General features: G+C 59.8%; 21 protein-coding genes and 4 tRNA genes. 18 read left to right on the top strand and 7 right to left on the bottom strand.

The features are described from left to right. Positions 1 to 61 precede the first annotated feature (61 nt). The 14 genes from PMI01S_RS03275 (at position 62) to PMI01S_RS03210 (ending at position 13016) form a co-directional block, all read left to right on the top strand. Positions 62 to 685: a phosphoribosylanthranilate isomerase gene (locus PMI01S_RS03275; protein WP_084318002.1), complete on the top strand. Its 624-nt coding sequence runs from the start codon at positions 62 to 64 to the stop codon at positions 683 to 685. Between the two features lie 306 nt (positions 686 to 991). Next, a complete protein-coding gene (gene accD, locus PMI01S_RS03270) occupies positions 992 to 1912 on the top strand; it encodes an acetyl-CoA carboxylase, carboxyltransferase subunit beta (RefSeq protein ID WP_008028281.1) in 921 nt (306 codons plus the stop codon). Continuing rightward, a complete protein-coding gene (gene folC, locus PMI01S_RS03265; RefSeq protein WP_084318001.1) occupies positions 1909 to 3216 on the top strand; it encodes a bifunctional tetrahydrofolate synthase/dihydrofolate synthase in 1308 nt (435 codons plus the stop codon). Before accD ends, folC begins: the two co-directional genes overlap by 4 nt. Next, positions 3200 to 3865 carry an SPOR domain-containing protein gene (locus tag PMI01S_RS03260; RefSeq protein WP_084318000.1) on the top strand — a complete coding sequence of 222 codons (666 nt, stop codon included), beginning with the start codon at positions 3200 to 3202 and terminating at the stop codon, positions 3863 to 3865. Before folC ends, PMI01S_RS03260 begins: the two co-directional genes overlap by 17 nt. Before the next feature lie 98 nt (positions 3866 to 3963). Then, positions 3964 to 4524 (top strand): CvpA family protein, encoded by a 561-nt coding sequence (locus PMI01S_RS03255; RefSeq protein ID WP_008028275.1) that lies wholly within the window; start codon positions 3964 to 3966, stop codon positions 4522 to 4524. A gap of 41 nt (positions 4525 to 4565) precedes the next feature. Next, a complete protein-coding gene (purF, locus tag PMI01S_RS03250; RefSeq protein WP_007935163.1) occupies positions 4566 to 6071 on the top strand; it encodes an amidophosphoribosyltransferase in 1506 nt (501 codons plus the stop codon). A gap of 132 nt (positions 6072 to 6203) precedes the next feature. Next, entirely contained in the window at positions 6204 to 7415 is a 1212-nt protein-coding gene (locus tag PMI01S_RS03245; protein ID WP_084317999.1) for an O-succinylhomoserine sulfhydrylase, read from the top strand. Continuing rightward, positions 7412 to 8188 carry an SDR family oxidoreductase gene (locus PMI01S_RS03240; protein WP_084317998.1) on the top strand — a complete coding sequence of 259 codons (777 nt, stop codon included), beginning with the start codon at positions 7412 to 7414 and terminating at the stop codon, positions 8186 to 8188. Before PMI01S_RS03245 ends, PMI01S_RS03240 begins: the two co-directional genes overlap by 4 nt. 257 nt (positions 8189 to 8445) lie before the next feature. Next, positions 8446 to 8521 (top strand) — tRNA-Val (locus PMI01S_RS03235). 54 nt (positions 8522 to 8575) lie between these two features. Beyond that, positions 8576 to 8652, top strand: a tRNA-Asp gene (locus tag PMI01S_RS03230). A 102-nt stretch (positions 8653 to 8754) separates the two neighbouring features. Further along, positions 8755 to 8831 (top strand) — tRNA-Asp (locus PMI01S_RS03225). Positions 8832 to 9080: 249 nt separating this feature from the next. Further along, positions 9081 to 9590 (top strand): sigma-70 family RNA polymerase sigma factor, encoded by a 510-nt coding sequence (locus PMI01S_RS03220; protein WP_084317997.1) that lies wholly within the window; start codon positions 9081 to 9083, stop codon positions 9588 to 9590. Further along, a complete protein-coding gene (locus PMI01S_RS03215) occupies positions 9587 to 10531 on the top strand; it encodes a FecR domain-containing protein (protein ID WP_084317996.1) in 945 nt (314 codons plus the stop codon). Before PMI01S_RS03220 ends, PMI01S_RS03215 begins: the two co-directional genes overlap by 4 nt. Before the next feature lie 67 nt (positions 10532 to 10598). Then, positions 10599 to 13016, top strand: a complete 2418-nt coding sequence (locus PMI01S_RS03210) for a TonB-dependent receptor (RefSeq protein WP_084317995.1) — start codon at positions 10599 to 10601, stop codon at positions 13014 to 13016. Positions 13017 to 13187: 171 nt separating this feature from the next. On the opposite strand, the gene aldA is transcribed toward PMI01S_RS03210, so the two are convergent. From aldA to PMI01S_RS03190, 4 genes are read right to left on the bottom strand one after another with little or no spacing between them, the layout of a single operon-like run. Continuing rightward, entirely contained in the window at positions 13188 to 14612 is a 1425-nt protein-coding gene (gene aldA / locus PMI01S_RS03205; protein ID WP_084317994.1) for an aldehyde dehydrogenase, read from the bottom strand. Between the two features lie 14 nt (positions 14613 to 14626). Then, a complete protein-coding gene (locus PMI01S_RS03200; RefSeq protein WP_084317993.1) occupies positions 14627 to 15427 on the bottom strand; it encodes an aldolase/citrate lyase family protein in 801 nt (266 codons plus the stop codon). A gap of 14 nt (positions 15428 to 15441) precedes the next feature. Further along, positions 15442 to 16626, bottom strand: coding sequence for an L-rhamnonate dehydratase (gene rhmD / locus PMI01S_RS03195; protein ID WP_084317992.1), 1185 nt, complete (start codon positions 16624 to 16626; stop codon positions 15442 to 15444). A gap of 17 nt (positions 16627 to 16643) precedes the next feature. After that, entirely contained in the window at positions 16644 to 17939 is a 1296-nt protein-coding gene (locus PMI01S_RS03190; RefSeq protein ID WP_084317991.1) for an MFS transporter, read from the bottom strand. 125 nt (positions 17940 to 18064) lie between these two features. On the opposite strand from PMI01S_RS03190, the gene PMI01S_RS03185 reads away from it, so the two are divergent. Beyond that, entirely contained in the window at positions 18065 to 19006 is a 942-nt protein-coding gene (locus PMI01S_RS03185; protein ID WP_084317990.1) for a LysR family transcriptional regulator, read from the top strand. 132 nt (positions 19007 to 19138) lie between these two features. Here the strand turns inward: PMI01S_RS03185 and PMI01S_RS03180 are convergent, their stop codons facing one another. Next, entirely contained in the window at positions 19139 to 20422 is a 1284-nt protein-coding gene (locus PMI01S_RS03180) for an NAD(P)/FAD-dependent oxidoreductase (RefSeq protein ID WP_084317989.1), read from the bottom strand. A 183-nt stretch (positions 20423 to 20605) separates the two neighbouring features. On the opposite strand from PMI01S_RS03180, the gene PMI01S_RS03175 reads away from it, so the two are divergent. The 3 genes from PMI01S_RS03175 (at position 20606) to PMI01S_RS03165 (ending at position 22802) form a co-directional block, all read left to right on the top strand. After that, a tRNA-Val gene (locus PMI01S_RS03175) sits at positions 20606 to 20682 on the top strand. 573 nt (positions 20683 to 21255) lie between these two features. Continuing rightward, positions 21256 to 21828 carry a TetR/AcrR family transcriptional regulator gene (locus PMI01S_RS03170; protein WP_084317988.1) on the top strand — a complete coding sequence of 191 codons (573 nt, stop codon included), beginning with the start codon at positions 21256 to 21258 and terminating at the stop codon, positions 21826 to 21828. Continuing rightward, a complete protein-coding gene (locus PMI01S_RS03165) occupies positions 21825 to 22802 on the top strand; it encodes a DMT family transporter (protein ID WP_084317987.1) in 978 nt (325 codons plus the stop codon). The genes PMI01S_RS03170 and PMI01S_RS03165 overlap by 4 nt, the downstream gene beginning before the upstream one ends. A gap of 160 nt (positions 22803 to 22962) precedes the next feature. On the opposite strand, the gene PMI01S_RS03160 is transcribed toward PMI01S_RS03165, so the two are convergent. Further along, entirely contained in the window at positions 22963 to 23145 is a 183-nt protein-coding gene (locus tag PMI01S_RS03160) for a DUF2256 domain-containing protein (RefSeq protein ID WP_084317986.1), read from the bottom strand. Continuing rightward, positions 23142 to 24680: a cryptochrome/photolyase family protein gene (locus PMI01S_RS03155; protein ID WP_084317985.1), complete on the bottom strand. Its 1539-nt coding sequence runs from the start codon at positions 24678 to 24680 to the stop codon at positions 23142 to 23144. The genes PMI01S_RS03160 and PMI01S_RS03155 overlap by 4 nt, the downstream gene beginning before the upstream one ends. Positions 24681 to 24684: the final 4 nt, after the last annotated feature.

The following is a 24684-nucleotide window of genomic DNA, read 5'->3' as shown; positions in this document are numbered from 1 at the left end:
CCCTCGAACGCATTTGTTACCATCCGGGACTTTCCCGGATTTGCCCTGAGGTTTTATCGACATGTCAGCCGTTCGCAGCAAGATTTGCGGGATTACCCGCATAGAAGATGCGTTGGCGGCGGTCGAGGCTGGCGCGGATGCGATCGGGTTTGTGTTTTACGCCAAGAGCCCGCGGGCCGTGACGTTCCAGCAGGCGCGCGACATCATCAAGGCGCTGCCGCCGTTCGTGACCACTGTGGGCTTGTTCGTCAACGTCAGCCGCTGCGAGTTGGGAGAGTTGCTCGACGCCGTACCGCTGGACCTGTTGCAGTTCCACGGCGACGAAACCGCTGCCGACTGTGAAGGCTGGCATCGACCGTACATCAAGGCGCTGCGGGTCAAGGCCGGCGACGATATCGCGGCGGCATGCGATGCGTTTCCAAGCGCCAGCGGTATCCTGCTCGACACCTACGTTGAAGGCGTACCCGGCGGAACCGGCGAAGCATTCGACTGGTCTCTGATACCGCAAGGCTTGAGCAAGCCGATCATCCTGGCGGGCGGCTTGACGCCGGATAACGTCGCCGAAGCGATTGCAAGGGTTCGGCCGTATGCCGTAGACGTCAGTGGTGGGGTGGAGGCGAGCAAGGGCATCAAGGATCACGCAAAGATTCAGGCATTCATTAACGCGGTACGCAGCAGCTTGTAGGAGCTGTCCAGTGAAACGAGGCTGCGATCTTTTGACTTTGGTTTTCGACAAGCAAGATCAAAAGATCGCAGCCTCGTTTCACTCGACAGCTCCTACGTCGATGTGACGGCTGGCAGACTGCCGCCGTCCCAAAATGCACTGCGCTGCACAAAGCAGGCACGGCTGAGGATTGATGGGTTGTACGCAGGTCACGCTTCACTGACCCGGCCATCCACCGATCATCGCCACACACATGAATTTAGCTCAAGGGCATACGCGGGGCTGCGAACCAGAGCGTTCGGGCCGCCGGTACTGGAGAAAGAAAGCATGAGCAACTGGTTAGTAGACAAACTGATCCCTTCGATCATGCGTTCCGAGGTCAAGAAGAGCTCGGTGCCTGAAGGTCTGTGGCACAAATGCCCGTCTTGCGAGGCTGTGCTGTATCGTCCGGAGCTGGAAAAGACCCTGGACGTTTGCCCCAAGTGCAACCACCACATGCGTATCGGCGCACGCGCCCGTATCGACATTTTCCTCGACGCCGAAGGCCGCAGCGAGCTGGGTGCGGACCTGGAGCCGGTCGACCGCCTGAAATTCCGTGACGGCAAGAAGTACAAGGACCGTCTGACCGCTGCGCAAAAGCAGACTGGCGAGAAAGACGCGCTGATCTCCATGAGTGGCACGCTGCTGGGTATGCCGGTGGTGGTTTCGGCCTTCGAATTCTCCTTCATGGGCGGTTCCATGGGCGCCATCGTCGGTGAGCGCTTCGTGCGCGCCGCCAACTACGCCCTGGAAAACAAATGCCCGATGATCTGCTTTGCCGCTTCCGGTGGCGCGCGGATGCAGGAAGCCCTGATTTCCCTGATGCAAATGGCCAAGACTTCCGCGGTGCTGGCGCGTCTGCGTGAAGAGGGCATTCCGTTCATCTCCGTGCTGACCGACCCGGTCTACGGCGGCGTTTCCGCCAGCCTGGCGATGCTCGGCGACGTCATCGTCGGCGAGCCGAAAGCCCTGATCGGCTTCGCCGGTCCGCGCGTGATCGAGCAAACCGTTCGCGAAAAACTGCCGGAAGGCTTCCAGCGCAGCGAATTCCTGCTGGAGCATGGTGCGATCGACATGATCATTCACCGTCAGGAACTGCGTCCACGCCTGGGCAACCTGCTGGCGCAACTGACCGGCAAGCCGACGCCGAAATTCGTCGCGGCACCCATCGAGCCGATCGTGGTTCCGCCGGTGCCTGCCAACATATGACTGAGCGTACCCTTGGCGAGTGGCTCGCCTACCTTGAGCAGTTGCACCCTTCGGCCATCGACATGGGCCTTGAGCGCTCGCAACAGGTAGCGTCCCGCATGGGGCTGGGCAAGCCGGCGCCTCGGGTGATCACGGTCACCGGCACCAACGGCAAGGGTTCTACCTGTGCATTCGTGGCTTCGTTGTTGCGGGCGCAGGGTCTGAAAGTCGGTGTCTACAATTCTCCGCACCTGCTGCGTTACAACGAACGGGTGCAGGTCAACGGCGTCGAAGCGACTGACGCCGAGCTGTGCGAAGCCTTCGCTGCGGTAGAGGCGGGTCGTGGCGAGACGTCCCTGACGTATTTCGAGATGGGCACCCTGGCGGCGTTCTGGCTGTTTCAGCGGTCTGCGCTGGATGCCGTGGTGCTTGAAGTCGGCCTGGGTGGGCGTCTGGACACGGTCAACGTGGTGGATGCCGACATGGCGCTGGTGACCAGCATCGGCGTTGATCACGCCGATTATCTGGGCGACACTCGTGAATCCGTGGCTTTTGAGAAAGCCGGCATCTTCCGCCAGGGCGCGCCTGCGCTCTGTGGTGATCTGAATCCTCCTCAGCCTCTGCTGGACAAGGCGCGCGAGCTGGCTTGCCCGTTTTTCCTGCGTGGGCGTGATTTTGATCTCGGCGTGACCGATCACAATTGGCAATGGCGCGGTCTTGACGCTCAAGGGCGAGCAGTCGAGCTGCGGGATTTGCCGTTGCTCGATCTGCCGATGGAAAACGCCGCACTGGCGTTGCAAGCCTATCTGCTGCTCGGTTTGCCTTGGGTGGATACGCAAATCATTGAGGCCCTGAAAGCCACGAAAGTGGTCGGGCGTCTCGATCGCCGACAGTTCGACTGGCAGGGCAAGCGTCTGAACCTGTTGCTGGATGTGGGGCATAACCCTCATGCGGCCGAGTATCTGGCTCGTCGCCTGGCTGCCCGGCCACCGGTCGGCAAGCGTCTGGCGGTGTTTGGATTGCTGGCGGACAAGGACCTGGATGGTGTTGTTGGCGAATTGAATGCTAGTGTCCAGCACTGGGCTGTTGCACCGCTGGATTCACCGCGGGCGCGACCGGTTGCCGACTTGCACGGGGCGTTGCAGAACCTTGGTGCGTCGGTAGCGTCCTATGACAGTGTGGCTTCCGCCCTGGAAGGGCAGTGCGCACTGGCGACGAGCGACGACGAGATTCTGTTGTTCGGATCATTTTATTGTGTTGCCGAGGCCCTTGAATGGCTGGCCCGGCGCTCCACGGAGGAAGCGGCAAATGGCATTGCTGGATAAGGCCTACAAACAGCGCATGGTCGGCGCCCTGGTGCTGGTGGCACTGGCAGTGATTTTCCTGCCGATGCTGTTTTCCCGCCAGGATGAACAGCGTCAGGTCACAGTCGAAGCACCGGCTGCACCGCAAGCGCCTTCGGTGCCGCAGGTTCAGGTTGAGCCGGTGGTCGTGCCCGAGCCTCAAGCCTTGCCGCAAGAACCCGTGCCGAGTGATGACGATATCGCCCAGCAGGAAGAGCCATCGCTGCCGATCGCACCGACGGCGCCCGTCGCGCCTGCGCCTGCCGCGAAACCGGTAACGCCGCCTCCAGCACCGGCTCCGGTCAACAAGCCAACGACTGCGCCAAGCCAGCCGATCACTGCTGCACCGGGCAAGCCGGATACGACTCAAAGCCGCGTCGACGCCAATGGTCTGTCGGTCAGTTGGTCAGTGCAACTGGCCAGCCTGTCGAGCCGTGCCAGTGCCGAAAGCCTGCAAAAAGACCTGCGCAGTCAGGGCTATAACGCCTATATCCGCACGGCCGACGGTAAAAATCGGGTGTTCGTCGGGCCGCTGATCGAGCGTGCCGAAGCCGATCGTCTGCGCGACTTGTTGGGTCGCCAGAAGAACCTCAAGGGCTTTGTGGTGCGTTTCCAGCCTGAGCGCAATTAAAACTATCGCCCCGATTTGAAATGCACTGACAATCGCAGCTTACCGATAGCCATGGGCTCTGCTAAAATGCGCCGCCTTATCCGTCTGTAGGCTGCACTGTGCCATTTACCTGGGTTGACTGGGCGATCGTTGCAATCGTCGCCATCTCCGCATTGATCAGTCTGAGCCGCGGCTTCGTGAAAGAAGCATTGTCGCTGGTGACCTGGATCATCGCAGGAGTCGTCGCCTGGATGTTCGGTGGTGCATTGTCCGAGTACCTCGCCGGATACATCGAAACGCCATCGGCTCGTGTAATCACGGGCTGTGCCATCATGTTTGTCGCCACGTTAATCGTAGGCGCAATGATCAATTATCTTATCGGCGAGTTGGTACGCGTCACCGGGTTGTCCGGGACCGATCGATTCCTCGGCATGGCCTTCGGCGCCGCGCGTGGCGTGTTGCTGGTGGTCGTGGCGGTCGGGCTGTTGAGCCTGGGGCCGGTACAGCAGGACGGGTGGTGGCAACAGTCGCAGCTCGTGCCAAAATTTCTATTGGTCGCAGACTGGTCCAAAAACCTGATCCTTGGGTGGAGCAGTCAGTGGCTTGCCAGCGGTATCAGCGTACCCGCTGAAATACCGTTCAAGGAGCACCTCTTGCCGACGGCCAAAACGCCTCAGTGAGTTGTGTTCAGTTCAGATCCATTAAGTAGGGGTTGCGTCGCATGTGTGGCATCGTCGGTATCGTCGGTAAGTCGAACGTCAATCAGGCGCTGTATGACGCGCTAACCGTCCTCCAGCACCGCGGCCAGGACGCTGCCGGTATCGTGACCAGCCATGACGGCCGGTTATTCCTGCGCAAGGACAATGGCCTGGTGCGTGACGTGTTCCATCAGCGTCACATGCAGCGCCTGGTCGGCCACATGGGCATTGGCCATGTGCGTTATCCGACCGCGGGCAGCTCGACTTCGGCCGAAGCTCAACCGTTTTACGTCAACTCGCCTTACGGCATTACCCTGGCGCACAACGGTAACCTGACCAACGTTGAGCAGCTGGCCAAGGAGATTTACGAATCTGACCTGCGCCACGTCAACACCAACTCCGATTCGGAAGTACTGCTGAACGTGTTCGCGCACGAGCTGGCCCAGCGCGGCAAGCTGCAGCCGACCGAAGAAGACGTGTTCGCCGCCGTGACCGACGTGCACAACCGTTGCGTGGGTGGTTACGCCGTTGTTGCGATGGTGACCGGCTACGGCATCGTCGGTTTCCGCGACCCGCACGGCATTCGCCCGATCGTCTTCGGCCAGCGTCATACCGACGAAGGCGTCGAGTACATGATCGCCTCCGAAAGCGTGTCCCTGGACGTGCTCGGCTTCACCCTTATTCGCGACCTGGCGCCGGGCGAAGCGGTCTACATCACTGAAGACGGCAAGCTGCATACCCGTCAGTGCGCAACCAACCCGTCCCTGACTCCGTGCATCTTCGAACACGTCTACCTGGCGCGTCCGGACTCGATCATCGATGGCGTCTCGGTTTATAAAGCCCGTCTGCGCATGGGCGAGAAGCTCGCCGAGAAGATCCTGCGCGAGCGTCCGGATCACGACATCGACGTGGTCATCCCGATTCCGGACACCAGCCGCACCGCGGCGCTGGAGCTGGCGAACCACCTGGGCGTCAAGTTCCGCGAAGGCTTCGTGAAGAACCGCTACATCGGCCGGACCTTCATCATGCCGGGCCAGGCCGCACGGAAAAAGTCCGTACGCCAGAAGCTCAACGCCATCGAACTGGAATTCCGCGGCAAGAACGTGATGCTGGTGGACGACTCGATCGTTCGCGGCACCACTTGCAAGCAGATCATCCAGATGGCCCGCGAAGCCGGCGCGAAAAACGTCTACTTCTGCTCCGCGGCACCGGCCGTTCGCTACCCGAACGTCTACGGCATCGACATGCCGAGCGCCCATGAGCTGATCGCTCACAATCGTTCGACTCAGGATGTGGCTGATCTGATCGGCGCAGACTGGCTGATCTATCAGGACTTGCCTGACTTGATCGAAGCGGTGGGTGGCGGCAAGATCAAGATCGACAAGTTCGATTGCGCGGTGTTTGATGGCCAGTACGTCACCGGCGACGTCGACGAGGCTTACCTGAACAAGATCGAGCAGGCACGTAACGATGCCTCCAAGGTCAAGACGCAGGCAGTCAGCGCGATCATCGATCTGTACAACAACTGAGTAAACGACCGGCCTGTAGGAGCATGGCTTGCCCGCGAAGCTTTTGGCGTTCCCAAAGGCCCCTTCGCGGGCAAGGCATACTCCTACAGGCCGGTTTCGTGTCTATTACCGAGTAGGGCAAGGAGTGACAGCATGAGTCAGGATTGGGATGCCGGTCGGCTGGACAGCGACCTCGAAGGCGTAGCGTTCGATACCCTGGCCGTACGCGCCGGTCAGCACCGTACGCCGGAAGGCGAACACGGTGATCCGATGTTCTTCACTTCCAGCTACGTATTCCGTACCGCCGCCGACGCGGCCGCGCGTTTCGCCGGGGAAGTGCCGGGTAATGTTTACTCGCGCTACACCAACCCGACCGTGCGCGCGTTCGAAGAGCGCATTGCCGCGCTGGAAAGCGCTGAGCAAGCGGTGGCCACCGCCACAGGCATGGCCGCGATCATGGCGGTGGTAATGAGCCTGTGCAGCGCCGGCGACCATGTGCTGGTGTCGCGCAGCGTGTTCGGTTCGACCATCAGCCTGTTCGAGAAGTACTTCAAGCGCTTCGGCATCGAAGTCGATTACGTGCCTCTGGCGGATCTGTCCGGCTGGGATGCGGCGATCAAGGCCAACACCAAATTGCTGTTCGTCGAGTCGCCGTCCAACCCGCTGGCCGAGCTGGTGGATATCGCTGAGCTGGCGAAAATCGCTCACGCCAAAGGCGCGATGCTGGTGGTGGACAACTGCTTCTGCACGCCTGCGTTGCAGCAGCCGCTGAAGATGGGTGCGGACATCGTCGTGCACTCGGCAACAAAGTTCATCGACGGCCAGGGCCGTTGCATGGGCGGTGTTGTCGCCGGTCGTAGCGAGCAGATGAAAGAAGTGGTCGGTTTCCTGCGCACTGCCGGGCCAACCTTGAGCCCGTTCAATGCCTGGATTTTCCTCAAGGGCCTCGAAACCCTGGGCCTGCGCATGAAGGCGCATTGTGCCAACGCGCAGCAACTGGCCGAGTGGCTGGAGCAGCAGGACGGTATCGAGAAAGTCCATTACGCCGGCCTGAAAAGCCACCCGCAGCACGAGTTGGCCCAGCGTCAGCAGAAAGGCTTCGGCGCCGTGGTGAGTTTCGAGGTCAAGGGTGGCAAAGAGGGCGCCTGGCGCTTTATCGATGCGACCCGGTTGATTTCGATCACCGCCAACCTCGGTGACAGTAAAACCACCATCACCCACCCGAGCACCACCTCTCACGGCCGTCTGGCGCCACAGGAACGTGAGGCGGCGGGTATTCGTGACAGCCTGATCCGCATTGCGGTCGGTCTGGAAGACGTGGCCGACCTGCAGGCCGATCTGGCGCGCGGGTTGGCTGCCTTGTGATCGAGTTGTCCATCCCGACAACCGGTTCCAATGGCCGCGTTGCACTGGTAACCGGTGCTGCGCGGGGCATCGGTCTGGGGATCGCAGCCTGGCTGATCAGCGAAGGCTGGCAGGTGGTGTTGACGGACCTGGACCGTGTGCGTGGTTCGAAAGTGGCGAAGGTGCTGGGTGAGAACGCCTGGTTCATCGCCATGGACGTCTCGAATGAGGGGCAGGTCGCGCTGGGCGTTGCCGAAGTGCTGGGGCAGTTCGGGCGTCTGGATGCGTTGGTGTGCAACGCGGCAGTGGCCGATCCGCACAACATCACCCTGGAAAGCCTTGATCTGGCTTACTGGAATCGGGTGCTGGCGGTGAATCTCAGCGGGCCGATGTTATTGGCCAAGCACTGTGCGCCGTACCTGCGTGCTCACAGCGGGGCAATCGTCAATCTGGCCTCGACCCGTGCCGGGCAGTCAGAACCCGACACAGAGGCTTACGCGGCGAGCAAGGGCGGGCTGCTGGCCCTGACTCACGCGTTGGCGATCAGCCTGGGTCCGGAAATTCGCGTCAATGCCGTCAGTCCTGGCTGGATCGATGCGCGAGATCCTTCCGTGCGGCGTGCCGAGCCACTCACCAAAGCCGACCATGCGCAGCATCCGGCGGGCAGGGTAGGGACGGTCGAGGACGTGGCGGCGATGGTTGCCTGGCTGCTGTCGAAGAATGCGGGTTTCGTCACGGGCCAGGAGTTTGTGGTCGATGGCGGCATGACCAAGAAGATGATTTACAGCGAGTAATTCGGACAGGGGCGATTTTTTTCAGCATTTATGTTGAATGTACCGCTGCTTTCGCGAGCAAGCCCGCTCCCACAGTAGATCTCGGGCTGCCTGGAGAAATGCGGTCTACTGTGGGAGCGGGCTTGCTCGCGAAGGCGGTCTCACTGTTGCCAACGTCGCCCCGAATGACACGATTTTGTCTTTTTCAGAAAAACTTCAAGCAGGCTATTGACTTAGCTTCGTTAGATGCGTAAATTTCGCGGCCTCAGAGAAGCAAAGGGTGATTAGCTCAGCTGGGAGAGCGTCTGCCTTACAAGCAGAATGTCGGCGGTTCGATCCCGTCATCACCCACCACTTCTTGAGAGTCTTGCGAAAGCAAGATGGAAGCTGAAAAGCCTCCACCGACGCGCAGCGGTAGTTCAGTCGGTTAGAATACCGGCCTGTCACGCCGGGGGTCGCGGGTTCGAGTCCCGTCCGCTGCGCCATATTTTCCGAGTCAGGTTTATCCCTGATTCGAGATTGAAAGAGAGATTGAAAAGTCTCGAAACTTCAATCAGACGAGTTAGGACGCAAGTCCAAAGCGATACGCAGCGGTAGTTCAGTCGGTTAGAATACCGGCCTGTCACGCCGGGGGTCGCGGGTTCGAGTCCCGTCCGCTGCGCCATATCTGCCTCAAGGCCCACTGAACGCCTTGGAGCTACGAAGAAAGCCACTGGTTTATCTTCGCGTCGATAGCAAAAACCCTGGTCGAAAGACCGGGGTTTTTTGTGTCTGAAATTTGGCTTTTATGCCACTCCAGTCTTTCCAGGACCAACTTTCTGCCCGTGCGATGCATAAAGGACTTGGTTCACAGTGCTGACATTAATTAGAATCACTCTCATTTACGATAACTCCTGGCACAGGGCTTCTTGAAATGAGTGATGCAGCGCTGCCGAAGGAGCAAACCCTTCACGACCTGTACCGCGATCACCGTGGCTGGCTTGAAAGCTGGTTGAGAAGACGTATGGGCAACGGCTGTGATGCGGCGGACCTGAGCCAGGATACGTTCCTGCGTTTGCTGGCCAGCTCCCAGCGGATCGCCGACTTGAAAGAGCCCCGTGCCTATCTGCTGACCGTGGGAAAACGCCTGCTGAGCAATTTCTATCAGCGTCGCAGTCTGGAGCAGGCTTACCTGGCCGCATTGGCGTCGATGCCCGCAGCGTGCGCGCCATCACCGGAACAGCGCTGGCTGCTGCTGGAAACCCTGCAAGCGCTGGATGAGCTGCTCGATGGACTGCCGAGGGCCGTGCGACGGGCGTTTCTCTGGAGTCAGCTCGAAGGCTTGAATTACCAGCAAATTGCCGAGCGCCTGGAAGTGTCCGAGCGCACGATCAAGCGCTACATGGCGCAAGCCTACGAGCACTGCCTGTTGGTGGACCTGTGAACAGTCAAACGTCCGATGCCCATCAGGCTGTCCGTGCTGCGGCGCAGTGGCTTGCGTTGCTGGAATCTGGCGGTGCCAATGAGCAGGATCGAGTGAATTTACAGCGTTGGCTTGATACTTGTGCCACTCACCAGCATGCCTGGCAGAAGGCGCAAGCCTTGCGTCAGCGTTTCGCCGATCTGCCTTCAGGGTTGGCGTTGAGCAGTCTGGATCGTCCTGATCCGGGGCGGCGCGTGGTGCTCAAGCGCGCATTGGGCGCCGTGGCGTTGGTGCCGACGGCCTGGCTGATCAGCCGACAATTACCGCTGGATGCCTGGCGTGCCGACCTGCACACCGCCACTGGCGAGCGCAAAAAAGTGCAGCTCACCGATGGCAGTTCCTTGCAACTCAACACCGCCAGCGCCGTCGATGTGGATATGCAGAACCGCCGGGTGAAATTGATCGAGGGCGAACTGTCGCTGAAGGTGACGAGTACAACGCCGCTGACGATTCAGACTAAATTCGGAAATGTCATCGTCAGTCAAAGCGAAGTCTGCGTTCGCCAGCACGCGCAAGGCTGTCGAGTGTCGGTGTTCAATGGCTCCGTACAGTTGCAGCCCTTGCAGGGGCCAGTGCTGGCGGTGCGCGGCGGTCAGCAGGTCAGCCTTCAAGCGGTGGGTGCCGGAGCGATCACGCCATTCGATGCGCTTGCTCCCGGTTGGCGCGAAGGTGTGCTGATGGCGAAGAACCAGCCGCTGGGCGATTTCCTGCGCGAGCTCGGCACTTACCGAGCGGGCGTTCTGCGCTGGGAGCCGGAGCTGGAAACATTGCACGTCACCGGCAGTTTCCTGCTGGACGACACTGATCGCGTCCTCGCGCTGCTCGCGGCCAGTCTGCCGCTGGAGGTGCATTCCCGAACCCGTTACTGGGTCACGTTGCTGCCGCGCAAAAATAGTGTGTGAAGCCTGTCCCCTTTTTTTGGCTCGCTTGTCATTCAAGGCATGTGAACGAATCAAGAGAGCCATTTCAATGTCTGCAACCTGCCATCCACGCCCGGCTTCTTTGCGCCTGCGTCCGTTGTTGCACCTGAGCCTGCTGTTGGGCCTGAGTGCCAATCCATTGTTCATGAACGCAAGCTGGGCCGAAGACAGTGCCCGGCGCAGTTATCAGGTGCCTGCCGGCAGCCTGAGCGATGCGCTGACCCGTTTCGCCGGGTTGGCTGGTGTCAATCTCTCGGTAGACCCGGCGTTGGTGAGCGGTCGCAACAGCGCCGGTCTGTCCGGTGAATTCGCCGTGGAGGAGGGCTTTGCCCGGCTGTTGCAGGGTTCCGGTCTGCAACTGCAGCCAGTGGGCGAACAGGCTTACATCCTGACTCCAGCACCAGAAGGCAGCAGCCTGCAACTGGCCCCCACCTCGATTCTCGGTGCCACTGGCGGGGCGGACGGCGAGGTGTATGCCGGTGGTCAGGTCGCGCGCCGCGGTTCGCAAGGCTTGCTGGGGTCGAAAGACTTCATGGAAACGCCGTTCAGCATGACCACCTACACCAGCGAGGCGGTCAAGAACCTGCAGGCGCGTACCCTGGGCGAGTTGATCGCCAGTGATCCTTCGGTTCGCGCCACCAACCCGGCGGGTGGGCGTTATGAGCAGTTCACCATTCGCGGGTTCAGCCTGTTCAACAGTGATGTAGCTTACAACGGGCTCTACGGCGTCCTGCCGACCTATACGATCGACATGGAAATGGCCGACCGCGTCGACATTCTCAAAGGCCCGAGCCAGCTCATCAACGGCATCTCGCCGCGAGGTGCCGTGGGGGGCGGGATCAACGTGGTGCCCAAGCGCGCGACCGACAAGCCTATCACTTCGTTTACCGGCAACTACGCGTCCGACAGCCAGACCGGCGGTGCCGTGGATATCGGCCGGCGCTTCGGTGAAGACAACAAGTTCGGGATTCGTTTCAACGGTGTGAAGCAGTCCGGCGACACCGAATGGGATCACCAGAATGTCGACCGCGAGATGGCCGTGCTGGGCCTGGATTTTCGCGGTGAACGCCTGCGGCTCTCGACCGACCTCGGGCGCACCGAGCGTGATACCGACGCGCCGCAAGAGCGCGTGCAGGTTGGCGCCAATGCGCAGGTTCCGCATGCCAGCGATGTACGTCACAACTACGCGCAACCCTGGAGCAAGGCGAGTACCAACGACACGTTCGGCACGGTGAACGGCGAATTCGATGTCAGCGATAACGTCATGTTGTACGGCGGTGTGGGTGCGCGCGAAAGCAATCATGACTTCCTTCGTCATGCCGTTTCGGTCACCAACAACCGGGGCGACTTCGTTGTTCAACCCCGTGATTTCACCCGTGACGAAAGTGTCCGGACGGCTACCGCCGGGGTGCGCAACTGGTTCCACACCGGCCCCGTGAGCCATGAGGTCAACCTGGCCGCCAGCTATTTCTACATGGACTTCGAAAATGGCGGCGCCCGTTATGCCAATGGCAACAGCAACCTCTACAACCCCGTGGAAACACGTACGCCAGTCAGGCCCACTCGACTCGATTCGAAGGTCTACACAGAGAACCGCTCCACCGGTGTGGCGTTGTCCGACACCCTGGGTTTCTTTGATGACCGACTGCTGCTGACCCTCGGCGCCCGCTGGCAGCGCGTGAAGGTTGACGACTGGACCGATAACGTCAGAGGCGACACCGCCTACGACGAGGAAAAGGTCTCGCCGTCGGGCGGCATCCTGTTCAAGGCGACCGACAAGCTGTCGCTGTATGCCAACTACATGGAAGGCCTGAGCCAGGGCAAGATCGCCCCGTCGACCTCGATCAACGAGGACGAAATCTTCCCGCCGTTCGTCAGTCGCCAGGTCGAGGTCGGCGCCAAGTACGACGCGGGTCAGTTTGCGGTGACCGCCGCAGTGTTCCGGATCAAGCAGCCGGCCTACGAGACCAACGCCACGACTCGCGTATTCGGCCCCAATGGCAAACGTCAGAACGACGGTGTGGAACTGAGTGTGTTTGGTGAGCCGCTCAAAGGTTTCCGCTTGCTCGGCGGTGTCATGTACATCGACAGCGAGTTGACCAACACCACCAATGGCACCTTTGACGGCAATCGCGCGCCGGCCACGCCCAAGTACAACGTCAACCTGGGCGCCGAGTGGGACGTGCCGACCGTACAGGGCTTGACCCTGACCAGCCGCGGCATCTATTCCAGCTCGCAGTTCCTGGACCAGTCCAACAACAAGGAAATCGATTCGTGGGAGCGTTTCGACGTGGGTGCACGCTATGCGTTCAAGGTCGAGGACAAGAACATCACCCTGCGCGCCAATGTCGAGAACGTGGCGGACAAGCGCTACTGGAGTTCGGCCGGGGCCTCGGATGACAGCGAGCCTGGGTTGACGCTGTCGACGCCGCGCACTTACCTGCTTTCGGCTACCGTCGACTTTTAAATCGATGTGCCCGAGCTGACGCCATCGCGAGCAAGTCGGATCGCCGCACCGCCGCTCTCACATTTGATCTCTGTTGGCCACGAATTTTGTGAACGACACAGATCCAGTGTGGGAGCGGCGGTGCGGCGATCCGACTTGCTCGCGATGGCGGCATCAGCAACACCGCCAGGTTCAGCCTTGCAAATACACCGCATGCGTATGCGTGTACTCATACAACCCATGCTTGCCATCCGCCCCACCAATCCCGGATTTACGCACCCCGGCATGGAAGCCCTGCATGGCTTCAAAGTTCTCGCGATTCACGTAGGTTTCACCAAAATCCAGTTCGCGCATCGCGTGCATCGTTTTGCTCAGGTCGCGGGTGTAGATCGACGAGGTCAGGCCGTATTCACAGTCGTTGGCCAGGGCGATGGCTTCGTCGAGGTCATCGATGATCTGAATCGGCAGCACCGGGCCGAAAATCTCTTCGCGCATGATTTCCATGTCCGCCCGGCAGCCGGCCAGCACGGTGGGCTGGAAGTGGAAACCATTCGGCAGATCGGCAATCTGCCCGCCGCTGATCAAATTCGCCCCCTGACTCAACGCCGTGCGGACTTTACGGTTGACGCTGTCCAGGCCCTGGCGGTTGATCAGCGGCCCCATTTCGATATCGGGTTGGGCAATCGGGTCGCCGAAGCGGGTAGCGCTCATGGCCGCCGCAATACGTTCGATGAACTGGTCGGCGACCTTGCGCTCGACATACACCCGCTCGGCGCAGTTGCACACCTGACCGCTGTTGATAATCCGCGAATCGCGAATGGCCTTCACCGCTAGATCCAGATCGGCATCCGCCAACACAATCGCCGGCGCCTTGCCGCCCAGTTCCAGATTGAGTTTGGTGATGTTCGGCGCGGCGGCGGCCATGATGCGCGAGCCGGTATCCACGCTGCCGGTGAAACTGATCATGTCCACGCCTGTGTGCGCGCTGAGCGCCGCGCCGACTCGGCCATCGCCGCAGACCACATTGAACACGCCGGGCGGCAGATCGGTTTCCGCTACCAGTCGGGCAAATTCGAAGCAGTTGTTCGGGGTTTCTTCGCTGGGCTTGATCACGATCGTGTTGCCGGTCAGCAGCGCCGGCGCCATTTTGCGAGCGATGAGGAAGAACGGGAAATTCCACGGCAGAATCCCGGCCACCACCCCCAGTGGTTTTCGGAACAGAAAGATGTTTTCGTTCTGGCGGTCACTGGTGATGATTTCGCCTTCGATGCGCCTTGCCCATTCGGCCATGTAGTCGAGGTAATCGGCGGTGAAGTTGACTTCGACCTCCGCCAGGCCACTGATCTTGCCTTGTTCCAGAGTGATGGTGCGCGCCAGGTGCGCGACGTTTTCCCGCAGCTTGGCGGCGATGCGACGCAAATGCCCGGCGCGTTCGATCGCCGGTTTGCGTGACCAGTCTTTTTGCGCGCCGCGGGCGGCGGCAAGGGCACGATCAAGGTCTTCGGCAGTCGAGGCCGGGACTTTTGACAGCACGGCGCCGGTGGCCGGGTTGATCACGTCGATATGAGCGGCGCTGGCCACAAACTGGCCATTGATGAAGTTTTCGTAAACAGGCATGGACGACTCCTTGATCAGTAAGTTCGCGATGGCGCTTGGGCGGTGGCCGGTGTGCGATAACGCGCAAGGGTGTTTACGGCGCTCTGACGCAACAGGCTGATATCGATGGCCACCGCTATGAACTGACAACCCCACCTCTGATAGCGGCGCGCGTCTTCTTCGTTCGGCGCCAGAATGCCGCAGGCCTTGCCGGCCGCGAGCGTTGCGTTGACCGCGTGTTGAATTCGTTCCTGGACTTGCGGGTGACCGGGATTGCCGGCATGACCCAGTCCGATGGACAGATCCGCCGGGCCGATAAACACCGCATCGACGCCTTCGACGGCCGCGATCGCTTCGACGTTTTCAACACCCGTGCGCGATTCCACCTGAACGATCAGGCACAGTTGCTCATGGGCGGTGTTCAGGTAATCCGGCACGCCATCCCAACGCGTAGCTCGGGTCAGGCCGCCACCGACGCCACGAATACCGTGCGGCGGATAACGCATGGCGCGCACCAGGGCCGCCGCCTGTTCGGCGGTTTCGACCATCGGGATCATCAGCGTCTGCGCGCCGATATCCAGCAATTGCTTGATCAGGTTGGCGTCGCCCGTCACCGCACGCACCACCGGCGCGGTGGCGTAGGGCGCCACCGCCTGCAGTTGCGCGAGTACGCCGGGCACGGTGTTCGGCGCGTGTTCACCGTCGATCAGCATCCAGTCGTAACCGGTGGTGGCGACGATCTCGGCGGCGTAGCCCGTGGCGAAACCGGCCCAGATGCCGTATTGGGTCGCCGGGTTTTTCAGAGCAGACTTGAAAGCGTTGTGAGGCATGTTCATGACGGTGTCCTTTCTCAGCGGTTGTACGGCCGATGCAGTTGGCATTCCGGGTTGAGCGTCACGCCGAAGCCCGGTTGATCGAGTGCCGACAGGCGCATGCGGCCGTTCACCGGTACGGGTTCGCCGAGCAATTGCGGATGGAACATCGGCACCACTTCGTCAGCCTTCGGCGCCATCATCAGGAACTCGGCAAACGGGCTGTTATGCCGGGTGGCGACGAAGTGATAGCTGTAAACCGACGAGCCGTGAGGAATGACCAGCGCGTTGTGAGCGTCGGCCAGGGCGGAAATTTTCACCAGTTCAGTGATCCCGCCGCACCAGCCGACATCCGGCTGGATGATGTCGCAGCAACCCATCTCCAGCAGCATGCGAAAGCCCCAGCGCGTGGCTTCGTGTTCGCCTGTGGTCACCAACATGCCTTTGGGCACGTTGTTGCGCAGTGCGGCATAGCCCCAGTAATCGTCCGGCGGCAGGGCTTCTTCAATCCACTTCAGGCCATATTCGTGGGCGCCGACTGCGAGTTTGGTGGCGTAGTTGAGGTCCAGGCTCATCCAGCAATCGAGCATCAGCCAGAAGTCCGGGCCGACCCGTTCGCGCATGGTTGCCAGTTCTTCGAGGTTCTTGCGCAGGCCTTCCTCGCCTTCCGTCGGGCCGTGGTGCAACGGCATCTTGCCGCCGATGAAACCCATTTTCTGCGCCAGGTCGGGGCGAGCGCCGGTGGCGTAGAACTGCAACTCATCGCGTACCGCGCCGCCGAGCAATTGGTGCACCGGCTCCTGGCGGATCTTGCCGAGCAGGTCCCAAAGCGCCAGGTCAACGCCGGAGAGAGTGTTGATAACGATGCCTTTGCGCCCGTAATACAGAGTCGACTGGTACATCTGGTCCCAGATTTTCTCGATGTCGGTGACCCGTGCGCCTTCGAGGAAACGCGCCAGGTGTTTCTCGACGATGTAGGCAGCAGGCTCGCCGCCAGTGGTCACGGCAAAACCGACAGTGCCGTCGCTGGCTTCGATCTCCACCACCAGCGTGCCGAGTACGTTGATGCCGAAGGTGCGGCGGCTCTGGCGGTACTCTGGGTATTTGCTCATCGGTGTGGCAATGTGATCGTCGATCCAGTGGCCGTCCGCCTGATCGTGATAATCCGCGCCACCGCCTCTCAATGTAAAAGCGCGGACGTGTTTAATGGTTGGAATGCCCATGGTGTGACTCCTCAGGTTTAAACGGTGGCCGGTTTGTTCGAAGCTTTATGGCCGGGCGAACGCACGCCCAGCACCAGCAACGCGGCGATGACGGTGGTGCCGGCCAGCACGTACAAACCTGTGGCCGGTGAATGGAAGGCGCCTTCGGCCCAGTTTTTCAGCACCGGGGCGATGAAGCCGCCGAGGGCGCCGAACGAGTTGATCAGGGCGATACCGGCCGCCGCGGCACTGCCGGCGAGGTAACTGGAAGGGAAGGTCCAGAACACTGGTTGCACAGCGATGAAGCCGGAAGCGGCGAAGCACAGGGCGACGATGCCGAGGAACGGACTGCTGAAGGTCACCGAGCAGGCGATCCCGGCGGCGGCCATCAACAAGGTCAGGCAGGCGATGCGACGACGTTCGCCCGTGCGGTCGCTGTAACCGGGAATCAAGTAAGCGGCCACCAATGCACAGATCCATGGGATCGCCGTGACCAGCCCGACCATCAGCCCGACTTTGGTGCCCAGCAACCCGCCGACCTGAGTTGGCAGGTAAAACACCACGCCATAAACGCTGGCCTGAATCAGCAGATAAATCAGGCACAGGTACAGTACCGAGGGTTGGCACAGCACATTGAGCAGGCTGCGACCGTGGTTCTGTTTGTGGCTGTCTTCCTGATCGAGCAAGGTCTGCACTTGCTGGCGCTCCTCGACGGTCAGCCACTTGGCGTCGGCCGGGCGATTGTCCAGGTACCAGTAGGCCCAGACGCCCACCGCCGTGGCCATCAAGCCTTCAACGGCAAACAGCCACTGCCAGCCGTGGACGCCGGCAAAACCATCCAGCTCAAGCAACAGGCCGGACAGCGGGCTGCCAAAGATGAACGCCAGCGGCGCGCCGAAATAGAAGAAACCCATGGCCTTGCCGCGTACCGCGTTGGGGAACCAGTAGGTGAGGTAAAGGATGACGCCGGGGAAGAAACCGGCTTCGGCCACGCCCAGCAAGAAGCGCAGGACGTAGAAGCTGGTTTCGGTGTGGGCGAAGACCATCGCGGCGGAGACCAGGCCCCAGGTGACCATGATCCGGCACATCCACAGACGGGCGCCGACACGGTGCAGGATCAGGTTGCTTGGTACTTCGAGCAGTGCGTAACCGACGAAGAACACCCCGGCGCCGAAGGCGAACGCGGCATCGCTGATATTAGTGTCGGCTTGAAAGGCTTGCTTGGCGAACCCGACGTTGGCGCGGTCGAGGAAGGCCATGATGTACATCAGCAGGAGAAACGGGAGCAGCCGCCAGGAAATTTTGGCGAGCAGAGGCGCGGGTAAAGTCTTCATCGCAGTTTTCCTTTGGTAGGGCATTTGTTCTTATGGAGAAGACTGTACGGTTGCGGATCGATGCGTTACAAATCGAATCTAGCTAACAACTGATACCTTCAGGGTATCGATAAAAAAGGCTTCTCATGACTACGCCAAGCGTTTCCCGCAGCCTGCTCAACCGTTTGCGCTACAAACATCTGCACATGCTGGTGGCGCTCAGTAGCAGTCTGAACCTGCACCGCGCCTCGCAAAGCCTCAACATGTCGCAACCGGCCGCCACCCGCATGCTGCATGAGATTGAAGACATGTTCGGCTGCGACCTGTTCGAGCGCCTGCCACGCGGGATGCGGCCGACGGCATTGGGCGCCGAGTTGATTCGCTTCGCCGAGTCAGCCATCAGCGGCCTCGATCGCTGCGCCGAAGACCTGATCGCACGGCAGCAGGGCGGCTATGGCTATCTCTCCATCGGCACGATCATGGGCGCCGCGCCGGATCTGGTGATGGATTCGATTGCCGAGATCAAGGCGCTCAATCCGCAACTGCGAATCCGCATCATGGGCGACACGAGCGATCAGGTGATCCAGTTGCTGGAGCAGGGCCGTATCGACCTCGCCATCGCTCGACGCAATGCCGCCACTGACAGCGAGCACTACACGTTCGAGCAATTGGGCAATGAACGATTGCTGGTGGTGGTGCACGCCGGCCATCCACTGGCCAAACGCAAAAAACTAGAGCTGTCGGAACTGGTCAGCGGCTGGCCGTGGATTCTGCAACCGGAGACCAGTCCGGCGCGCATCGGTCTGGATCAGGCCTTGCAGCGCCTGGCCTTGCCGACACCTGCCGACATCATCGAGTGCAGCTCGGTGTATTCCATGCAGCAGCTCATCCAGCTGACCGACGCAATCATGGTGCTGTCGGAAACCGCGTTGCGCGACTACCTGAAAATGGGGCTGGTGGTGGCGCTGCCGGTAGAGCTGGATGTGCAACTGGCGCCGTTCGGGCTGCTGTTGCGCAAGGGCGGACACATCAGTCGGGAGTTGGGTTTGTTCATAGATTTGCTGCGCCGCAAAGCAGCGGTTTTTTGATTGTTTGGCCCACGCAATCGGCTCTGACACACCCCTTGCAGGAGCCGGCTTGCTGACGATAGCGCTGCGCCTGCCCAACTGTTTGTTGACTGCATAGGCGTCATCGCCAGCAAGCCGGCACCTACAAGTCCGTCAATAGCCGAGCTTATCCCGCAACCCGTAATACCACGCCCCCAACGCCGCAAACGGGGTCCGCAGCAGTTGGCCGCCGGGGAATGGGTAGTGCGGCAAGCCAGCAAACGCATCAAAACGCTCGGCTTGACCGCGCAACGCCTCGGCCAGCACCTTGCCCGCCAGATGCGTGTACGTCACACCGTGACCGCTGCAACCCTGGGAATAGTAGATGTTGTCGCCCAGGCGCCCGACCTGAGGAAGTCGCGACAGGGTCAGCAGGAAATTGCCGGTCCACGCGTAGTCGATTTTCACGTCTTTGAGTTGCGGGAACGCCTTGAGCATCTTCGGCCGGATGATCGCCTCGATGTTCGCCGGATCCCGCGCGCCGTACACCACGCCGCCACCGAAAATCAGGCGTTTGTCACCGCTCAGGCGATAGTAGTCGAGCAGGTAATTGCAGTCTTCGACGCAATAATCCTGTGGCAGCAGGCTTTTCGCCAATTCATCGTTCAAGGGTTCGGTGGTGATTACCTGAGTGCCGCAAGGCATCGACTTGGCCGCAAGCTCTGGCACCAGATTGCCGAGATAAGCGTTGCCCGCCACGATGATGAACTTGGCCCTGACCTTGCCCTGAGGGGTATGCACCACCGGGTTCGCGCCGCGCTCGATGCGCACCGCCGGCGATTGCTCATAAATAGTGCCGCCCAATGACTCGACTGCCGCCGCTTCGCCGAGCGCCAGGTTCAGCGGATGAATGTGCCCGCCGCTCATGTCGAGCATGCCGCCGATGTATTGATCGCAGTTCACCACTTCACGAATGCGTTTCTGATCCATCAGCTCAAGTTGCGTGTGACCGAAACGCTCCCACAGGCGCTTCTGCGATTCCAGATGGCCCATCTGCTTGGCGGTGATCGCGGCGAACACGCCACCGTCCTTCAGGTCGCACTGAATATTATATTTGGCGACCCGCTCACGAATGATCCGCCCGCCCTCGAACGCCATCTGCCCAAGCAACTGTGCCTGCTTGGGGCCAACGGTGCGTTCGATCACATCGATGTCGCGGCTGTAGCTGTTAACAATCTGGCCGCCGTTGCGACCAGAAGCGCCGAAGCCGACCTTGGCGGCTTCCAGCACCGTGACCTTGAAACCGTTCTCCAACAGAAACAGGGCAGAGGACAGACCGGTATAACCGGCACCGATCACACAGACATCAGTCTCTACGTCACCCTGCAAGGCCGGGCGCGGCGGAACCGCATTGGCCGATGCGGCGTAATAGGACTCTGGGTAGGGAGTGTTCGCCATCCTGCAGCCTCTGTTTAATATATTTTACGAGTGCGCCGATCCTACCCGAGTTAAAAATCGACCGCCAGCCACCGCAAAATCTTCTTTGCAGCGGCGAAATTAAATATTTTGCATATTCATAGGCTTAGCTCGAAAAAAGGTGTTGACACCCCTCCGGAATTCCGTAGAATGCCGCCTCACAGCAGGCACGTAGCTCAGTTGGTTAGAGCACCACCTTGACATGGTGGGGGTCGTTGGTTCGAGTCCAATCGCGCCTACCAAACAAAATCCGCTCTGCTGGGCGGTCTAGAAGGGCCCACCGAAAGGTGAGCCCTTTTTTGTGCTTCGGATTTCTTGCATGGCGTTCACAAAATATTGGGTTCGTTCACGCTGGGCAATGTGAACGCCGAAAAAGATGTTGTTCAACAGGATTGATGCCCACCCGAACCTTAGCGAAAACCTGCGGGTGAAGTTAAACCCCGCGACCAGGCCTCTACTGGCCCGCAGGTATAGGTACAAACAGGTGGTGGCCGCCACATGAAAACTGTAAACCCGGCGCGAGGGCCGGGTTTGGATAATCGTTACCAGTTACGCTTGCAGCGGATATCGCCCAGGCTCTTCTCCCTTTTTGGGGGGGCTTCCCGTTACCAGGGAGAGCTTGGCCTAACCAAGCGGGGGCAGGGGACGCTTACCTAGCGTAGCGAACTTCTTGATTGGTCAAATCCTAAGCCTTACTGCTGAGTTGGCATGCAGCGGTCTGTGTCGTAACGGCCATGACTCAGGTCGTATTTGGACGCACTACAATCTTACCGGTCAGTATAGTCAGCTCCGTCCCGATGCCGGAGTGCCTTAATATGGACAATACCCGCGAGCGCTTGATTGACTCAGCGCTGAAGCTGTTTCTGTCACAAGGTATATACATTACGGGTGTGATGGCCATCGCCGCGATGGCGGGTGTTACCAAGATGACGCTCTACAGCCATTTCCCCTCCAAGGATGCGCTGATAGTGGCTTGCCTTGAGGAGCGTGACCGACGCTGGCGTGAAGAGGTGGCGCGCACCTTGGCAGGGTATCCTGACCCGGTCAGCGGCATGCTCGCGTTTTTCGATTTGTATCAACGCTTTCTTTTGCAAGATAGCGAGCGCGGGTGCCTGTTCGTCAACAGTGCGGCTGAATTCCCCCAGTTTAGCCACCCTGTGCATTTGGCAGTGAGCAGGCATAAGCAAGGGATACGCGAAAACCTTGCCGCCTTGGCCATGAGCGCAGGTATAAGCGACCCTGACGCAGTTGCTGAGGGGCTGTTTATCTTGCTGGAGGGCAGTTTTGTCAGCGGCGCCTTGGGCCAGGATGTAAGGGTATTTGACACTGCCCGCCACGTAGCTCATTGCTGGATCCGCAAACAGGCCCAACAGGAGCAGAGCGTATGACGCTGGGCCTATTAGCGGCCATTGCCGCCACTTTTTCCTGGTCACTGCTCTACATCTTTCCGGGGTTGGTCGGCGACTACAGCCTTTTTGATCTGGCTGTGGTGAGCTATGCCTTTGCCGGTTTAGGTAGCCTGCTTGTGCTGTTCGTTTACCGTAGCGAAGTGCGGCAATTGCGACTCAGCGACTGGGCCAGCGCCGCATTGCTGGGTTTCTTAGGTTACATCGGCTACTTCTTCCTGATCACTACTGCGGTCTTGGCAGCTGGGCCGGTGATTCCTCCGGTAATGATGGGGTCAGTACCGATCGTGCTCGCGATTGCCGGCAACATGCGAAGCTCCAGCGTGCCCTGGCGCGCCATTGCCGGGCCGCTGTTGGTCGCGGCTTTGGGCATAAGTCTGGTCAACCTGAGTGTGTTTGATTTTAGCAGCGCAACGGTGGAGCTCCCGACCCATTCGATACTGCTTGGGCTGCTCGCATCGTTAATGGCAATTGGGTTTTGGACTGGTTTTGGATTGTTAAATGAAAGTGCTTTGGCTCAACGCCCAAGCATGTCTCCCATGTTGTGGTCAGCCATGCTGATCTTCATGTGCAGCGTGGAAATGCTGGCTTTCATCCCCGTTGGTCTGTACTTGAACCTGTCCCACTTCGCTAGCCATCCGAGCGGGTTGGCAGGTACTCAGGCGCTAATAGTCTGTGGGTTGATTCAGGGGTTAGGGGCCACCCTTGCAGGTGCCTGGGCATGGTCAATCGCAACTCGACGTCTACCTCTGGCTCTAAGCGGGCAATTGATCGCCAGCGGAACCATTTATGCAACTACGATGGGCCTGCTCATCAATCAACGCTGGCCCTCTCCTATGGAAGCGCTTGGGACAGGGTTGCTATTCGTCGGCGTGGTATGGGCTATTCACGCCTTTTATCGCAGGCAACCACGCCTCGTGACACGTGGTGGGATAACAGGCCTTGGCCAAAACTAATTCGACTGCGCCCGTATGGGCATTTGAGGTGTCCACTTTGGATTGATTTGGCATCATTGTGCTAAGTGCTGGGATCGGGAAGGTGTGTTTGGCGGACGGTTACGTTTATCCAATGTTTTGTAGCTATAAGGCACCGTGCCAAACGACCTGAATTCGAGGTTTATAAGCGTGCAGCACTTAGTCTTATATCTGGCATAAATACTCGGTTTTCAATGCGTCTGTGCCGCCGGCAACGCTCCGAGCAGTAGCGCACCTCGGCCCAGCAGCGCGCCCATTTTTTGCGCCAGGCGAAGGGCAATCCGCAGATCGCACAGGTTTTGATCGGGAGTTCACTCTTCTTCAAAACGACTCCCCGGCATCCAGTTTGGCGAGCAGTTTCTGGCCGCGATCCCATAGCGCTTGCTGCTTTGATTCAGTCATACGATCGAGGTTTTTGTAGACCATGCCCATGCGCTGATTGCCGCGCAAAAGGTCGCCGTGACGCATCAGAAAATGCCAGTAAAGCGAATTGAAAGGGCAGGCGTCGTCCGTCGTGCTTTCACCGACTTTGTACGCGCAATTACGGCAGTAGTCGGACATGCGCTTTATGTATTGGCCACTGGCGCAGTAAGGCTTGGAGCCCAGGTAACCACCATCGGCGTGCATGACCATGCCCAATGTATTGGGTAGTTCGACCCAGTCGAATGCGTCCATATAGATCGCCAGGTACCAGTCGCAAATCTGGGTCGGCGCGATGCCGGCCAGCAGTGCAAAGTTTCCGGTTACCATCAGCCGCTGGATATGGTGGGCATAGGCATGTTTCAAGCTTTGCCCGATCGCTTGGCTCATGCAATTCATCCTGGTATCGCCCGTCCAATAGAACTCTGGAAGCGGTCTGTCGTTGCCAAACAGATTGCCGTCGGCGTAGTCGGGCATCTTCAGCCAGTAGACCCCCCGAACGTATTCACGCCAGCCGATGAGTTGGCGGATAAAGCCTTCGGCTGCATTCAGCGCAATGCTGCCTGAGCAATAGGCGCCCTCCACATCGCTGCACAGCTGACGCAGATCCAGCAGGCCAATATTCAGCGCGGCGCTGATCCGCGCATGAAACAGGAAGGGTTCATCACTGGCCATCGCATCTTGGTAGTCGCCGAAGGCTGCCAGACCCCAGTCGAGGAAGTAGTCCCAAAGCGCTTGGGCATCGGCGTGGGTTACCGGGTAGTCAAAGGTGTCAACGGCACCGTAGTGGCCGGAGAAGTTTTTTGCGACCAGCGCCAGCACGTCCTGGGTTATCGCATCGGCCGAAAAGCGCATGGGCGAGGGGGCTCTTAAGCCTTTGGGAAGTGCCTTCCGGTTTTCAGCATCAAAGTTCCAGGCACCGCCGACCGGGCTACTGTCACCATTGAGCAACAAGCCACTCTTGCGTCGCATCTCTCGGTAGAAGAACTCCATACGCAGCTGTTTTTTGCCTTCGGCCCAAGACGCAAATTCTAGTCGGGTGCAGAGAAAACGAGTATCGGTATGCCACTGGATTGCCAAGCCACAATCTTTGAGCGACTGCTCCAGGCGCCAGTCACCACATTCTGTAAGGTGCAACTCATCCGGCGCTAGCAATGCGTGCCAGCGCCTCAACTCACCCGACACTGAACCGCTGTTCTGCGGATCATCGAGAGTCACGTACTGCACGCGAATGCCGCGCTGCTGCAACGCATCGGCAAAGTGGCGCATGGCGCTGAAGATGAATGTGATTTTTTGTGGGTGATGGGGCACATGGCTGGCTTCCTCCATCACCTCGACCAGCAACACCGTATCGTGCTCGGCGTCCAGGCCCTGCAAAGAGGCAAGGTCAAACGATAACTGGTCGCCCAGAACCAGACGAAGGCGGTGGGTGTTTTTCATGCGC

This window comes from Pseudomonas migulae NBRC 103157, from assembly GCF_002091715.1.
GTDB lineage: Bacteria > Pseudomonadota > Gammaproteobacteria > Pseudomonadales > Pseudomonadaceae > Aquipseudomonas > Aquipseudomonas migulae_A.
Note: the sequence above shows the minus strand (reverse complement) of the source record. Positions and strands in the feature narration are given on the sequence as shown.